A 13,971-nucleotide genomic window follows, 5' to 3' on the forward strand; every position below is an offset into this window, starting at 1 on the left:
TCAACAGCACTGCTTCCCTTCCTTCCGCGCTGCGTTTCCGTTAGCGCGAAAGAGGCGTGATTCTACGCATCCCCCGGCAATCGCGCAAGGGGTTTGACGCAACTTTTTCACAAACGCCGCAATTCGGCCGTCCGGCCATGCCTGAGGCACGAGACCGCTTATGGTGCAAAGAACGGACTAGAATGTGAGGTTCTTCGCCTCTTTCTATATACGTCTTTAATATGCGCCAGCGAATCGCCAAACGCCTCCCCCCCGATGCCGACAAACTGGTCGGTCTGTCGCTTGCGCTCTTCGCGTCGGGCAGCCGCATCGAGGATCGCTTCTGGGAAGCGAAGCTCGATGCGCTGCTCGCCAAGATTGTCCGCAACGGCAATCAGACCACGCTCGACGCCGCGCTCGACCATCTCCAGCAGAATCATCCCGACGCCTACGGCGCGCTCGCCGACATGGCCGAGACGCACAGCGAGTCGATGGTGATCGAGCACGACGGCCAACCGTACGATGCGCTGCTGGTCGCCGTCCCGGTTCTCGCCTGGACGCGTTACATGATTCCGTCCGGTCCGCTCAAGGGCGACGTGGCCGACGCGCTGCGAACACATCTGCAGGCGCACGTCCTGGCGAACGGCACGCTCGTCGGGCTCGCCCCGTTCCTCTACAGCATCGACCAGTTGCCGCGGCACCACGTGGAAACCTACCGGCTGGCGCAGCAACTCGCCCATGCGGCAATCGGTCAGCACACCCCGAAGCTGAGCTTCGGCGATCTGCCGGAAACCTCGCCGATCCTGGCCGATCCGCGCTTCCTGCTGGCGGTCGTCGCCGCGCCGGCCGGCGCACCGCTGTTCCGCTGGCAGGAAGAAGAAAACGGCAGCCGCATCGAGCGCGGCCAGTGCCTTGAACAGTGGACGGCACAAGGCGGCCCGAACCTGTCGATCGCGCTGCCCGGATGCGAATTCGAATGCCTGCTTCCGGACGCGTACTACTCGGCCTGTCGCGATGCGGACGAACGTGTGCGTCCGCACACCGTCCGAACGGCCATTCGTTATCTATTCGACACACTTGGTGCGGCGCCGCAAGAGTTGCGGGCGGTGGTCGCCGGCTTCGGCGAGCGTCGTATCGATGAGTATCGCGTGGGCTTCACGCGGCGTGCCAGCAACGACGTGATCTACGGTGTCGTGTGGCCGCTCTACGGCCGTGAAAACGGCGACGTATCGACCGACAGCGCGACGCTCGAAGGCGAAGCGCCGATCGAAGGGCCGCTCGAAGAAATCGTGAGCCTGCTGAAGGAATGCGGCGTAACCGACGTCCGCAGGCACGCGGGCCGTTTCGAACCCGAATACTGCGACGACTGCGGCGTGCCGCTCTACGCAGATCCGCTCGGCGAAATCGTCCATGCGGAAATGCCGGAAGACGCGTCGCCCGCCCAGCCGCACTTCCACTGACAGTCCCCGCAGGCCCATCGGCCTGCCCCGCCAAAAGCCGCTTCCGGTGCCTGCCGAAGCGGCTTTTTTTCTTGTCCGATGCTCTGTCGCCGAAAATTTCGAACTTTTCCTAAGCCTTTCAGCCAAGCAGACATCGTGTAAGGTCTTTGTCATTATCGGGACCAGCTTATACCCGATAGCAGTCGATGACTCACCTTACGGAGATTGAATATGCGGTTCTTGGTGCTTAACTCAGACGCCGAACGGCGTGACGGACTGAAGGCCCTGCTGCGGCAGATCGACCGGCACGCCAGCATCAACGATGCGCCCGACAGTTTCCTGGCGCGCCGGCTACTGCGCACCCAGCGTTTCGACCTCGTCGCGATCGACTGGCTCGACGTGGGCCGGCTCAGCGAGCTCCAGGCACTCGGCAACGCGTGCTCGCCGACGCCGATCGCCGTCCTGGTCGACGAAGTCTCGCCCGAAGCCATCCAGCGCTTCTTCAACTACGGCGTCGCGGGCGTGATCCCGCATTCCACGCGGCCGCACCTGATCGTACGTGCGCTCGAGATCGTGCTGCTGGGCGGGCACTACATTCCGCCGATCGCCCTCAGCCTGCTGCCCACCCCGACGACGGCACGCCAGGATGCCCATTTCCAGACGCTCGCCGGCTCGCTGCCCCGCCGCCCGCCGAGCGGCCTCCTGTCGCCGCGGCAAGCGCAGATCATGCGGTTCGTCCACATGGGCAGCACGAACAAGATGATCGCGCGTACGCTCGGCATCAGCGAAGGCACCGTGAAGATCCACCTCGCGAGCATCTTCCAGCAGCTCGGCGCAGCAAACCGCGCCGCCGCCGTCGCGATCTACAACGGCTGGCTGTCGCCCCATCTCGAGGTGCTGCTGGCGAACCGCAACCGCACCCGCAAACCGGCCATCGGCGAACACGGCCCGGTTCCGCTGCGTACACAACGGCATGACCGTCCGTACCCGTTGCCTACCGCCCATGCCGGCACGCAGGACCTGCCGCTCGCCGCCGAACCGCGGCCACGGTTCCGGCGCGGACGCTAGGCAAACAGTCTCGATATTGCGACGATCGGGCATGTGCAGATTCCCACCTTTGATGCTCAACGAGTAATATGGACGCATGGGTTTTCTTTTCACACCGCTTCCGCTCTGGGTTGGCATCGGTGGCTGGATCGCCGCCGTGGCCCTGCTCGCGCTCGCGATCTGGAATCGCCCGTTCGTACGTCTGCAAGACGCCACGCTTCAGCACGTGTGGCTCGCGCTCGTCACCGCGATCACGGTCCTGTGGGCCTCGAACGCATGGCTCGAGGATGGCATCGTCATGCATCTGCTTGGCGCCACCCTGCTCGTCACGCTGTTCGACTGGACACTCGCGCTGGTCGCGATGGGCGCCGTCACGGCGATTGCCGCGGTCATCTTTGACGCGCCGTGGCAAGGCATCGGCCTGACCTATCTGATCTACGGTGCGCTGCCTGTCGGCGTGTCGGCGTTGCTGCAACGCGCCGCGCTCGCCTGGCTACCGCATAACCTCGCCTCGTTCATCACCGGGCAGGGCTTCCTGTCGCCGGCCATCGCGATCGTCGCGGTCGCCGCCGCGGCGGCAGGTGTCCAGCTCGCACTCGCCGACGGCGTGCCCGTCGTGATTCCGGCCGGCTATCTGCTGAACACCGCACTGCTGGCGCTCGGCGAAGCATGGTTCACCGGCATGGCAACGGCACTCATCGCCGTCTATCGCCCCGCGTGGGTCACGACCTTCGACGTCCGGCGCTACCGCCTCGGCGGCCCGCGCGCCTGAAAATCCCCCTGATCGGCTCGGCGCACACGCGTACCGGCGGTACTTCCGCGGCGCGCGCCGAATACGCCACCTACTGCTGCACAACTTTTTTACGCTAAGATTGAACTCCTGTTCTTCATCGGGCATCTATACGTGCCCGATGTCTCCTTCGCTCCTCACCAATAACCAGATGGACAGCTCTCCTGCCTCGCTCCGGATTTTCCGGGCGCTCGGCAAGCTGGCAGCCTGTATCGCGGGCCTGTCGCTTGCGCTTCCCGCACCGGTATTCGCCGATCTGCTCGACCAGCGCTCCGAACTGATCAACAAATTCGTCAACGAGATGCATGCCGATCCGCTCGCCGCCGATTGTGCGGCGCACGGCAGCTTCATCGCCAGCACGTCGACGGCGTTCGACCGCGTCGACTTCGCGCCGAACGCATTCGACAGCGGCAACGCGACGATCACGCCGTGGAACGACTCGTTCGACCAGGGCAAGCAGCGCGTGAAGGTCGACAACATCGTCACCGTCGACGGGCTCGGCATCCACAGCAACGGCAGCGATCCGACGCCGCTGAAATTCCGTTGCGGCTACGTCGGCCAGCAAATGCTCGCGTTCAGCTGGAACGACCCGGTTCCGCCGCTGAAGCCACGCGTCGAGCGCTCGTCGTCTTCGACGAAGAAGTTCAAGGGCAAGTCGCATCGCGGCAAGGCCAAGGCGAAGGCATCGGGTCGCACCGGCAGCAAGAAGGCCGTCGCGACGAAGAAATCAAGTGGCCAGAAGAAAGCCGTGAAGAAAAAAAACCGCGAAGAAGTCCTGATACGACGGAGCGGCAACGACAGCAGCAAAAAAAGCCGACGCATCGCAAGATGCGTCGGCTTTTTTCATGCGACGACGGCCGTGCTTAACCGAACGTGTCGATGTGCACCAGGATCGCGGCGAGCATCGCCGCGCCGAGCGCCGCGCTGCGCTCGCCGTTCCAGCCGACGCGCTCGTCGGGCAGGTTCGCGTTGTCCTTGAACGGCATTTCGAGCGTCAACGACAGACAGCCGAACTGGTGGCCGATGTACTTCGACGCGAGCTTCAGCGCATCTTCCTTGTACTTGCTCGCCGCGTAGCCATGCTCGGTCTGGAAGTCGGGGCTTGCGACCTTGAACGCGTCGATGAACGCAGCCTGCTCCTTGCCCTGCTGCTCGGTAAAGCTCGGCAGCATCTCCGAGCCGGCGACGAACACGTACGGCAGATCCTCGTCGCCGTGAATGTCGAAGAACATGTCGCAACCGATCGCGTGGATCGCATCGCGCACGGCCAGCACTTCGGGGCTGCGCTCGGCATCGGGTGCCATCCACTCGCGGTTCAGGTTCGCGCCGGCCGCATTGGTGCGCAGGTTACCGTGCACGCTGCCGTCCGGGTTCATGTTCGGGACGATGTAGAACGTCGCGCGATCGTAGAGCTTGCGCGCAACCGGATCGCCAGCCCAGTCGCCCCATCCGGCCAGCCGCTTGACCAGGCCTTCGACGAACCACTCGGCCATCGATTCGCCCGGATGCTGACGCGCGATGATCCACACCTTCTTCTTCGGCGCACCATCGGTTTCCGGCGTGCCGAGCGTCAGCAGCGACATCGGACGGCCTTCGACCGTACGGCCGAGCTCGACGACGCTCGCCTGCGGCAACTGCTGGACCGCACCGAGAAACGCCGCGTGACGCTCTTCCGAGTACGGTTCGAAATACGCGTAGTAGATGCTGTCGAACTCCGGCGTATGGTCGATGGTCATCGTCTTGCCGTCGAACGTCGTCGGCACGCGGAACCAGTCGACCCGGTCGTAGCTCGCCACCGCGTGGTAGTTGCGCCAGCCCGACGGATACGCGCATTCGGCTGCGTTCTCGAACGTCATCACGCATCGCTCGCCGCGCGCACCCGTCAAGCGGTAGTAAAACCATTGCGCGAACTCCGAACGATTGTCGCCGCGCACGCGCAGCCGGATCGCGTCGGGGCTGTCGCACGACACGACGTCGATTGCGCCTGCGTCGAAATTACTGGTGATCGAAAGGGCCATCTATCTCTCCTTTGTCGACCGGAGTTAGCGCTTTGGCGCTTACACCAGTCCCATGCAAAGCTCGCGACCGAAGCAGACGGTGTACCGCCTGTCCGGCCTCATAAGCGCCGGCCGTCTCGTGAACGCCGGCAGGGTTACTCGCCGACGCGCCGGCGATATACGTAAGTCGAATCGTTCGACGCAGCCGCATCGAACGCATAACCATCCGTCGCGAATTCCTTCAGCGCCTTCGGGTCGGTAATACGGTTCTCGACGACGAAACGCGCCATCAGGCCACGCGCGCGTTTCGCATGGAAGCTGATGATCTTGTAGCGTCCGCCCTTCCAGTCCTCGAATACCGGCGTGATGACCGGTGCGGCCAGCAGCTTCGGCTTGACCGACTTGAAGTATTCGGTCGACGCGCAGTTGACGAGCACGCGCGCCGCACCGCTGCGCGTCTCGAGCTGCTCGTTCAGTGCCCGCGTGATGCGGTCGCCCCAGAACGCATACAGATCCTTGCCGCGCGCGTTCGCGAACCGCGTGCCCATCTCGAGCCGATACGGCTGCAGCAGATCGAGCGGGCGCAGCAGCCCGTACAGGCCCGACAGCACGCGCACGTGCTGCTGCGCATAGTCGAGATCGGTGGACGACAGCGATTTCGCGTCGAACCCCTCGTAGACGTCGCCGTTGAACGCCAGCACGGCCTGCTTCGCGTTGGCCGGCGTGAAGGTCGGCGACCAGTCGGCGTAGCGCTGGAAGTTCAGGCGCGCGAGCGGATCGGAGATATCCATCAGCGTGGCGATGTCCTGCGGCGACAGCTTGCGCAGGCCGTCGATCAGCTCCGACGCGTCGTCGACGAATGCAGGCTTCGTGTAAGACTCGACATGCGCGGGCGTCTCGTAGTCGAGGGATTTGGCGGGAGAGAGAACGATTATCATAGAGGCTCGCTGGCACGCCGTGCCTTGCGGTCAGACGAAAACCACCGATTGTAACGAATGACCCGCTCTCTCGCCCCGCATGCCGCACACCGCGTCGTGCTCGACTCGAACGTCTGGATCGACATTCTCGTATTCGACGACCCCGCCACGCGCCCGATCCGTGCCGCGCTGGAGCACGGCACGCTGGCCGCCGTGATCGACGGCCGCTGCCTGACCGAACTCGAATACGTGCTCGACTATCCGCAGTTCCAGTCGCGCGCGATCGACAAGGCGGCCGCGCTCGCAACGGTCGCCCGGCTCGCGAGCCTCGTCGAACCGCCGCCCATCGACGCCGACGCGCCGCCGCTGCCGAAGTGCAAGGACCGCGACGATCAGAAATTTCTCGAACTCGCCCGCGCCGCGCAGGCCGATTGGCTCGTGTCGAAAGACCGCGCGCTGCTGAAGCTCGCGAAACGCACCGCACGCGACTTCGGTTTCCGAATCGCGCAACCCGCGCCGTTTGCCGAAGCCTGCGCACTCGATGCCGCGCCGCCCGCCACGGCGACGCCGGCCTGACGCCCCAATCCGAATTCGACCGTATCGATGAACGCTCCTTCAGATATGCCAACGACTCCCGTTTTCCCCTCGCGCCTGCCGAACGTCGGCACGACGATCTTCACGATCATGAGCGCGCTTGCCGCCGAAAAAGGTGCGGTGAACCTCGGCCAGGGCTTTCCGGATTTCGATTGCGATCCGCGCATCGTCGATGCAGTCGCCGCCGCGATGCGCAACGGGCACAACCAGTACCCGCCGATGGCCGGCGTCGCGCCGCTGCGCGACGCGATCGCCGACAAGATCGCGCAGGTGTACGGCCGGCGCTACGATCCGGCCACCGAAATCACCGTGACGGCCGGCGCGACCCAGGCGCTGCTGACGGCGATCCTGTGCGCGGTGCATCCGGGCGACGAAGTGATCGTGGTCGAGCCAACCTACGACAGCTATCTGCCGTCGATCGAACTCGCCGGCGGCAAGCCCGTGTTCGTCACGCTGGAGGCGCCCGACTACGCGATCCCGTTCGACCGTCTCGCGGCCGCGATCACGCCGAAAACGCGGATGATCCTGATCAACACGCCGCACAACCCGACGGGCACCGTGTGGCGCGAGGCGGACATGCGCAAGCTCGAGGACATCGTGCGCGGCACCAACGTGCTGATCCTGTCCGACGAGGTCTACGAGCACATGGTCTACGACGGCGCGCGCCACGAGAGCGTCGCGCGCTATCCGGAACTCGCCGCGCGCAGCTTCATCGTGTCGAGCTTCGGCAAGACCTATCACGTGACGGGCTGGAAGGTCGGTTACGTCGCGGCGCCTGCCGCGCTGACCGCGGAATTCCGCAAGGTCCACCAGTTCAACGTGTTCACGGTGAACACGCCGATGCAGATCGGGCTCGCCGACTACCTGCGGGACCCGGCGCCGTACCTGTCGCTCGCGGGCTTCTATCAGCGCAAGCGCGACTTCTTCCGGGCCGGCCTCGAGCGCACGCGCTTCAAGCTGCTGCCGTGCACGGGCACGTACTTCCAGTGCGTCGATTACTCGGCGATCAGCGACCTGCCCGAAGCGGAATTCTCGAAGTGGCTCACGTCGGAGATCGGCGTGGCCGCCATTCCGGTGTCGGCGTTCTATCACGAGCCGCACGAATCGGGCGTCATGCGCTTCTGCTTCGCGAAGCAGGAAAGCACGCTCGCGTCCGCGCTCGAACGGCTGGCCCGCCTGTAAGCCCCGCACGGGCGGCCGCACGCCGCCCTTCGAGAACCGCGGTTACGAACGCGCGACGTTCGCCGCTTCGACATACGCCTTGCGCTCGGCGGCCACGCGCTGCGCGGCAGGGCGTTCACTCACCATCTTGGCGTGCCCCTTCCAGTCGATGCCTGCATCGAGCAGGAAATCGCGCCCGTATATGGCCTTCGTCGCCATGCCGATGACCGGCAGATGGACCCACGCGGCGATGTCGGCGAGGCCGAACGAGTCGCCGAGCACATACGGCGAAAACCGTGTCATCTGCTTGAATGCATCGATCGCGCGGGGCAGGCGCTTCTCGACGTGCGCCTTCATCCCGTCGCTCACCTTGCCGCCGAAAAACGCTTCCGTGTACACCTCGCGCGCCATCCATTCGAGATACAGCTCGAGCGTCTCGACCAGTTCGCGCACCTTCGCCGCCGCGAACGGGCTCGTGGGGAAAATGCCTTTCTCGGGATAGCGCGCCGCCAGGTATTCGATGATCGCCTGCGACTCGAACAGCGCCCCCTCTTCGGTCTTCAGGAACGGAATCTTGCCGAGCGGCGAATCGGCAAGCTGCGCCGGATCGCTGATCGGCAAACCGCACACCGCTTCCTCGAACGGAATGTCGTGCTCGAGCAGGACGAACTTCACCTTGTTGTAGTAGTTGGACAACGGAATACCGCACAGCTGTAACATCGAAGTCTCCTTCCTTGCTCAGGGGCGGCCGCATCGACGCCAGCCGCATCGGGATTCATCACGCCGAAAAGCACGTTCGTGCTAGTCTAAAGCAAGTTTTGCGTTCGTCACGACAACATTACATCCACTGCGGCGTCGGCTCTGGCCGTCCGCACGACACACGCGGCGTCGTCGCCGCGCCACCCGATGGAGACACGCTCGCATGAGTGCTGAACTGCTGGCCTCGCGTCCGCCCGAGAGCGAATCGACGCTCGTCCTCACGCTGTCCAATCCTGGCGCGCGCAACGCGCTGCATCCCGACATGTACGCGGCGGGCATCGAAGCGCTCGCCACCGCCGAGCGCGATCCGGCGATTCGCGCCGTCGTGCTGACGGGCGCCGATCGCTTCTTCTGCGCCGGCGGCAACCTGAACCGGCTGCTCGAGAATCGCTCGAAGGATCCGTCCTTCCAGGCCGACAGCATCGATCAGCTCGCGGCATGGGTCACGGCGATCCGCGCATCGACGAAACCGGTGATCGCGGCCGTCGAAGGCGCCGCGGCCGGCGCGGGCTTCTCGCTCGCGCTCGCGTGCGACCTGATCGTCGCCGCACACGATGCGAAATTCGTGATGTCGTATGCGCGCGTCGGCCTGACGCCCGACGGCGGCGGCTCGTGGTTTCTCGCCCGCGCGCTGCCGCGTGCGATCGCGGCCGAAATCCTGTTCGAAGGCAAACCGGTCGCCGCCGAACGCCTGCATGCGCTCGGCGTCGTCAACCGGCTCGCCGCGCCAGGCACCGCATTGAGCGACGCACTGGCCTGGGCCGACGCACTCGCCGGCATCTCGCCGAATGCGCTCACGCGCATCAAGTCGCTGCTCGACGACGCGACCGCGCAACCGCTGGACGCGCACCTCGGCACCGAGCGCGATCATTTCGTCGCGTCGCTGCATCATGCGGACGGGCTCGAAGGCATCACCGCTTTTCTCGAGAAGCGTCAGCCGCGCTACAAGCGCTGATCCACCGCGTCGGACTTCGAACCGACGCCACGCCGCCGGGTCCATCCGATGCGGCCCGCCGACGCGTACGCCATGTCGGCGATGCTCTCCGGCCCCGCCGGGCCTGCCCGTCGGCACGCGCGTCTGCGTCGTCAGCAGCCCGTGTCGATCCATGCTCTAATGACCGCCTGTCGCGGCGCCGCCGGCGCCGTTTTCGCGCATGCCACACAGGAGTTGACGATGATCGACGTCTATAGCTGGGCGACCCCGAACGGCCACAAGGTACACATCATGCTCGAGGAAACCGGCCTCGCGTATCGTGCGCATCCGGTCGATATCGGTGCGGGCGACCAGTTCGAGCCCGAGTTCCTGAAGATCAGCCCGAACAACAAGATCCCGGCAATCGTGGATCCGGAGGGCCCCGGCGGCCAATCGATCTCGCTGTTCGAATCGGGCGCGATCCTGATTTACCTCGCGGAGAAGACCGGCAAGTTCCTGCCGACCGATCCGGCCGCGCGCTATGCGACGCTCGAGTGGCTGATGTTCCAGATGGGCGGTGTCGGCCCGATGCTCGGGCAGGCGCATCACTTCCGCCTCTATGCGCCGGAGAAGATCGAGTATGCGGTCAACCGCTATACGAACGAAGCGAAGCGCCTGTACAACGTGATGGAAAAGCGCCTCGGCGAATCCGAGTATCTGGCGGGCGACACGTACACGATCGCGGACATTGCGACGTTCCCGTGGACACGCTCATGGCAGAACCAGGGCATCGTGCTCGACGCGTTGCCGAACGTGAAGCGCTGGCACGAGACGATCGCCGCGCGACCGGCCGTGCAGCGCGGCGTCGAAGTGCTTGCGTCGATGCGCAAGGCGCTGCAGGACGACAAGGCACGCGAGGTGCTGTTCGGCGCAACGCAATACGCGAAGCGCTGACACGCACGTGGCGGTCGGAGCGGCATCCGTGCATGCCGCTCCGTGCGTCAGAAATAATGCAGCGTGATGAACTCCGCCGCGCACACCGGCAACGGCGCGTCGGGGCGCTCGACCTGCACCGATACCGACCACGTCACCTGAATGCCGCCGCGCGCGGCGTCGGCGGTTTCCTTCACCGCGAACAATGCACGCACGCGTGCCCCCACCGGCACCGGCTTCAAAAACCGCACGCGGTTCAAGCCGTAGTTCACGCCCATCTTCTGCTCGAAGCGCATTGCGTCGGTCATCAACGCAGGAATCAGCGACAGCGTCAGGAATCCGTGCGCGATCGGGCCGCCGAACGGCGACTCGCGCCGCGCGCGTTCGGGGTCGACGTGAATCCATTGATGATCGCCGGTCGCGTCGGCGAAACCGTCGACGCGCGGCTGGTCGATCTCGATCCAGCCGCTCGCGAGCGGCTCCGCGCCGACCCGCGCCTGCAGCGCCTGGGCCGAGGCGATCAGCGGCAAGGTCACGTCGGTCATGGGTTCGCGCCTCCCGGATGGCGCAGCCCGAAAATCACCTTGGTGTGCACGCTGATCACCGTCTCGCCGGCTTCGTTCACGCCGACCCATTCGGTCGACACGATGCCGCGATCGGGCTTGCTCTCCGACACGCGCTTGTCGTGCACCTTCTGGTACATCGTGATCGTGTCGCCGGCGCGCACCGGCTTCAGCCAGCGGATCGAATCGATGCCCGGCGAGCCCATGCTGGTCGAATCCGGCCCGAGCTTCTGAACCAGCAGGCTCATGAACACCGAGCACGTATGCCAGCCGCTCGCGACGAGCCCGCCGAAATGCGAGGCCTTCCCCGCTGCCTCGTCGACATGGAACGGCTGCGGATCGTAGCGCTTCGCGAACGTCTTGATGTCGTCCGGCTCGAACGTGTAGCGGCCCACTTCGGTGGTACTGCCGACCACCAGATCTTCGTAACTGATGCCCACTGATAAGTCTCCTTGTCTGACGCGCTCGCGCGTCACCGTCATGCTACGTCGGTCTGCGCGAAATCGGGCAGCGCCGTGATGCGGGCGAGGTGATGATCGGTATCGCCAAGCGTCGTCTCGATGATCGACAGCCGTTTGAACAGGTGCGCGGCGGCCACCTCGTTGGTCACGCCCATGCCGCCGTGCAATTGGACCGCCTGCTGGCCGACGAAGCGCGCGGCCGCCCCGACCCGGGCCTTCGCGGCCGACACGGCCTTGCGCCGTGCATCGGCATCGCCGTTCGCGTAGCGCACTGCCGCGAGATAGGTCAGTGAACGCGCCTGCTCGGCATGGATCAGCATGTCGACCATCCGGTGCTGCAGCGCCTGAAAACGCGCGATCGGCACGCCGAACTGCTCGCGCGTCTTCGTATATTCGACCGTCGCGCGATTCAGCTCGTCGAGCGCGCCAACCGCTTCCGCGCACAGCAGGAAGGTCGCGTAATCGGCGATCTGCTCGAGGGCCACCGCGTCGCGCGCACCGCCCGTCAGCAGTCGGGCCGGCGTGTCGTCGAACGTGATCGTCGCGGCACGCTGGCCGTCGATGGTCCGGTAGTCGACCACCTTCGTGTTCGCTGCATCGCGTTCGACGACGAAGAGGCCGATGCCGCCACCGTCGATTCGCGCAGGCACGATCCACACGTGCGCCTGCGCGCCGTGCTGAACCACCGACTTGGCGCCGGTCAGCCGGTACGTGCCGCCCTGCTCGCGTGCGTGCGTGTCGAGTTCGTATAGATCGTAGCGCGCCCGCGGTTCGTGGAATGCGACCGCCACGCGCTTTTGCCCTTGCGCGACCGCCTCCAGCAGCGCGGCATCGTCGCCTGCGCCGGAGCCGGCGATCCGCAACGCCTCGACGCCGACCGCCGTGGCCCAGTACGGCTCGATCACGAGCGCGCGGCCCAGCTCCTGCATCACGACCAGCATGTCGACCGGGCCGCCGCCGAAGCCGCCCTGTGCGTCCGGCACGGGCAACGCGGTCAAGCCGAGTTCGGTGAATGCGCGCCACTGCGCGTCCGACACACCGGCATCGCTACGCACGATCGCCTGGCGCGCTTCGAAGCCATATTGCTCGCCGAGATACCGGCGCAGCGCGTCGGCGAACTGCTGCTGCTCATCGGTAAAGCTGAAATCCATGGTTGTCTCCGTTCCCTGATCACAGCCCCAGAATCATCTGCGCGATGATGTTCTTCTGGATCTCGTTCGAACCGCCGTAGATCGACGTCTTCCGGTAATTGAAGTAGTACGCGGCGAGCGGCGCCGCATCGTCGTCGCCCGCGATGCTGTGCTCGCGCTCGCCGTCGAGGAACGGCACGTCGAATGGGGCGGCCAGCGGGCCGATCGCTTCGACCATCAGCTCGGTAAGCGCCTGCTGCACCTCGGTGCCCTTGATCTTCAGCATCGACGCCTCGGGGCCGGGCCCCTTGCCGCTCGTCTCGCGGCTGACGACGCGCAGCACCGTCACTTCCAGCGCCATCAACTCGACTTCGAGTGCTGCGACCTTCGCGGCGAACACGGGATCGGCGAGCAACGGCTTGCCGTTCTTGCGCTGATTCGATGCGACGCGCTTCAGGAACGCAAGCTCCCGCTTCGACGCGCCGACGCGCGCGATGCCGGTGCGCTCGTGGCCAAGCAGGTATTTCGCGTAGGTCCAGCCGCGGTTCTCGTCGCCGACGAGATTCTCGACCGGCACCTTCACGTCCTCGAAGAACACCTCGTTGACCTCGTGGTCCTCGTCGAGCATCACGATCGGGCGCACCGTGATGCCGGGCGTCTTCATGTCGATCAGCAGGAACGAGATGCCCTCCTGCTTCTTCGCGGCCGGATCGGTGCGCACGAGGCAGAACATCATGTCGGCGTACTGGCCGAGCGTGGTCCAGGTCTTCTGGCCGTTGACGACGTAGTGATCGCCGTGGCGCTCGGCGCGCGTGCGCAGCGACGCGAGGTCGGACCCGGAACCCGGCTCCGAATAACCCTGGCACCACCAGTCCGAGCCGTCGAGAATACGCGGCAGATAGTGGCGCTTCTGCGCATCGCTGCCGTATTTCATCAGGACCGGCGCGACCATCGACACCCCGAACGGCAGCACGGTCGGCGCACCGATCCGCGCGCACTCCTCGTCCCAGATGTGCCGCTGCGTCGCGTTCCAGCCCGGGCCGCCATATTCGACCGGCCACGCGGGTGCGGACCAGCCGCGCTGGCCCAGAATCCGGTGCCAGCTCGCGAAATCCTCGCGGTCGAGTCGCTTGTGATCGAGTACCTTGGCGCGCAGTGCGTGAGGCAGGTTGGCCTCGAGCCAGGCGCGGACGTCAACGCGGAACGCGTCGTCGGCGGGGGAATAATCCAGATCCATGCGCAGTGTCTCCTGTCCGCGACCGTCCGGGCCGGCCAGGACACACTGCGT

Annotated in this window: 14 protein-coding genes and 1 pseudogene; 8 read left to right on the forward strand and 7 right to left on the reverse strand. The window is 65.4% G+C overall.

The features are described 5' to 3' along the window. The first annotated feature begins 221 nt into the window (after positions 1–221). The 4 genes and pseudogenes from JMF86_RS11015 (at position 222) to JMF86_RS35030 (ending at position 4,034) form a co-directional block, all read left to right on the forward strand. On the forward strand, positions 222–1,439 hold the full coding sequence (locus JMF86_RS11015) for a DUF2863 family protein (protein WP_012328889.1): 1,218 nt from the start codon (positions 222–224) through the stop codon (positions 1,437–1,439). 210 nt (positions 1,440–1,649) lie between these two features. Continuing rightward, on the forward strand, positions 1,650–2,486 hold the full coding sequence (locus tag JMF86_RS11020; RefSeq protein WP_054928003.1) for a response regulator transcription factor: 837 nt from the start codon (positions 1,650–1,652) through the stop codon (positions 2,484–2,486). 76 nt (positions 2,487–2,562) lie between these two features. After that, positions 2,563–3,237: an energy-coupling factor ABC transporter permease gene (locus JMF86_RS11025; RefSeq protein WP_011545801.1), complete on the forward strand. Its 675-nt coding sequence runs from the start codon at positions 2,563–2,565 to the stop codon at positions 3,235–3,237. A gap of 139 nt (positions 3,238–3,376) precedes the next feature. Then, positions 3,377–4,034: pseudogene (locus JMF86_RS35030) on the forward strand (BspC domain-containing protein). An 84-nt stretch (positions 4,035–4,118) separates the two neighbouring features. Here JMF86_RS35030 and JMF86_RS11040 read toward each other — a convergent pair. Together JMF86_RS11040 and yaaA are read right to left on the reverse strand one after the other, a co-directional pair. Further along, positions 4,119–5,273 (reverse strand): M14-type cytosolic carboxypeptidase, encoded by a 1,155-nt coding sequence (locus JMF86_RS11040; protein ID WP_011545803.1) that lies wholly within the window; start codon positions 5,271–5,273, stop codon positions 4,119–4,121. Positions 5,274–5,407: 134 nt separating this feature from the next. Continuing rightward, positions 5,408–6,190, reverse strand: coding sequence for a peroxide stress protein YaaA (yaaA, locus tag JMF86_RS11045; RefSeq protein WP_054928004.1), 783 nt, complete (start codon positions 6,188–6,190; stop codon positions 5,408–5,410). Positions 6,191–6,247: 57 nt separating this feature from the next. On the opposite strand from yaaA, the gene JMF86_RS11050 reads away from it, so the two are divergent. Together JMF86_RS11050 and JMF86_RS11055 are read left to right on the forward strand one after the other, a co-directional pair. Further along, positions 6,248–6,745 carry a putative toxin-antitoxin system toxin component, PIN family gene (locus JMF86_RS11050; protein WP_054928005.1) on the forward strand — a complete coding sequence of 166 codons (498 nt, stop codon included), beginning with the start codon at positions 6,248–6,250 and terminating at the stop codon, positions 6,743–6,745. Between the two features lie 27 nt (positions 6,746–6,772). Then, a complete protein-coding gene (locus JMF86_RS11055; RefSeq protein ID WP_054928006.1) occupies positions 6,773–7,945 on the forward strand; it encodes a pyridoxal phosphate-dependent aminotransferase in 1,173 nt (390 codons plus the stop codon). A 42-nt stretch (positions 7,946–7,987) separates the two neighbouring features. Here JMF86_RS11055 and JMF86_RS11060 read toward each other — a convergent pair whose 3' ends face one another. Continuing rightward, positions 7,988–8,644 (reverse strand): glutathione S-transferase, encoded by a 657-nt coding sequence (locus JMF86_RS11060; protein ID WP_054928007.1) that lies wholly within the window; start codon positions 8,642–8,644, stop codon positions 7,988–7,990. A gap of 202 nt (positions 8,645–8,846) precedes the next feature. Here JMF86_RS11060 and JMF86_RS11065 point away from each other — a divergent pair, with 202 nt between their 5' ends. Both JMF86_RS11065 and JMF86_RS11070 read left to right on the forward strand, forming a co-directional pair. Then, on the forward strand, positions 8,847–9,638 hold the full coding sequence (locus JMF86_RS11065; protein WP_012328896.1) for an oxepin-CoA hydrolase, alternative type: 792 nt from the start codon (positions 8,847–8,849) through the stop codon (positions 9,636–9,638). A gap of 219 nt (positions 9,639–9,857) precedes the next feature. Next, positions 9,858–10,550 carry a glutathione binding-like protein gene (locus tag JMF86_RS11070; protein WP_054928012.1) on the forward strand — a complete coding sequence of 231 codons (693 nt, stop codon included), beginning with the start codon at positions 9,858–9,860 and terminating at the stop codon, positions 10,548–10,550. A 47-nt stretch (positions 10,551–10,597) separates the two neighbouring features. Here JMF86_RS11070 and JMF86_RS11075 read toward each other — a convergent pair whose 3' ends face one another. The 4 genes from JMF86_RS11075 to JMF86_RS11090 are packed head-to-tail and all read right to left on the reverse strand — an operon-like array spanning position 10,598 to position 13,920. Next, on the reverse strand, positions 10,598–11,074 hold the full coding sequence (locus JMF86_RS11075) for a MaoC family dehydratase (protein ID WP_006496999.1): 477 nt from the start codon (positions 11,072–11,074) through the stop codon (positions 10,598–10,600). Beyond that, positions 11,071–11,532, reverse strand: coding sequence for a MaoC family dehydratase (locus JMF86_RS11080; protein WP_012328898.1), 462 nt, complete (start codon positions 11,530–11,532; stop codon positions 11,071–11,073). The genes JMF86_RS11075 and JMF86_RS11080 overlap by 4 nt, the downstream gene beginning before the upstream one ends. A gap of 38 nt (positions 11,533–11,570) precedes the next feature. Beyond that, the gene (locus tag JMF86_RS11085; protein ID WP_011545810.1) at positions 11,571–12,704 is read right to left on the reverse strand and encodes an acyl-CoA dehydrogenase family protein; all 1,134 of its coding nucleotides are present in this window, start codon (positions 12,702–12,704) and stop codon (positions 11,571–11,573) included. 19 nt (positions 12,705–12,723) lie between these two features. After that, the gene (locus tag JMF86_RS11090) at positions 12,724–13,920 is read right to left on the reverse strand and encodes an acyl-CoA dehydrogenase family protein (protein WP_011545811.1); all 1,197 of its coding nucleotides are present in this window, start codon (positions 13,918–13,920) and stop codon (positions 12,724–12,726) included. Between the last annotated feature and the right edge of the window lie 51 nt (positions 13,921–13,971).

The organism is Burkholderia sp. E168m15 (genome assembly GCF_016586105.1).
Taxonomy (GTDB): Bacteria; Pseudomonadota; Gammaproteobacteria; order Burkholderiales; family Burkholderiaceae; genus Burkholderia; species Burkholderia orbicola.

Bases quoted from the DNA above. Each gene is read 5' to 3' on its own strand.
- JMF86_RS11040 (WP_011545803.1), bottom strand. From the start codon at position 5,273: ATGGCCCTTTCGATCACCAGTAATTTCGACGCAGGCGCAATCGACGTC.
- JMF86_RS11070 (WP_054928012.1), top strand. From the start codon at position 9,858: ATGATCGACGTCTATAGCTGGGCGACCCCGAACGGCCACAAGGTACAC.
- JMF86_RS11050 (WP_054928005.1), top strand. From the start codon at position 6,248: ATGACCCGCTCTCTCGCCCCGCATGCCGCACACCGCGTCGTGCTCGAC.
- JMF86_RS11055 (WP_054928006.1), top strand. From the start codon at position 6,773: ATGAACGCTCCTTCAGATATGCCAACGACTCCCGTTTTCCCCTCGCGC.
- JMF86_RS11075 (WP_006496999.1), bottom strand. From the start codon at position 11,074: ATGACCGACGTGACCTTGCCGCTGATCGCCTCGGCCCAGGCGCTGCAG.
- JMF86_RS11020 (WP_054928003.1), top strand. From the start codon at position 1,650: ATGCGGTTCTTGGTGCTTAACTCAGACGCCGAACGGCGTGACGGACTG.
- JMF86_RS11065 (WP_012328896.1), top strand. From the start codon at position 8,847: ATGAGTGCTGAACTGCTGGCCTCGCGTCCGCCCGAGAGCGAATCGACG.
- JMF86_RS11025 (WP_011545801.1), top strand. From the start codon at position 2,563: ATGGGTTTTCTTTTCACACCGCTTCCGCTCTGGGTTGGCATCGGTGGC.
- JMF86_RS11090 (WP_011545811.1), bottom strand. From the start codon at position 13,920: ATGGATCTGGATTATTCCCCCGCCGACGACGCGTTCCGCGTTGACGTC.
- JMF86_RS11060 (WP_054928007.1), bottom strand. From the start codon at position 8,644: ATGTTACAGCTGTGCGGTATTCCGTTGTCCAACTACTACAACAAGGTG.
- yaaA (WP_054928004.1), bottom strand. From the start codon at position 6,190: ATGATAATCGTTCTCTCTCCCGCCAAATCCCTCGACTACGAGACGCCC.
- JMF86_RS11015 (WP_012328889.1), top strand. From the start codon at position 222: ATGCGCCAGCGAATCGCCAAACGCCTCCCCCCCGATGCCGACAAACTG.
- JMF86_RS11085 (WP_011545810.1), bottom strand. From the start codon at position 12,704: ATGGATTTCAGCTTTACCGATGAGCAGCAGCAGTTCGCCGACGCGCTG.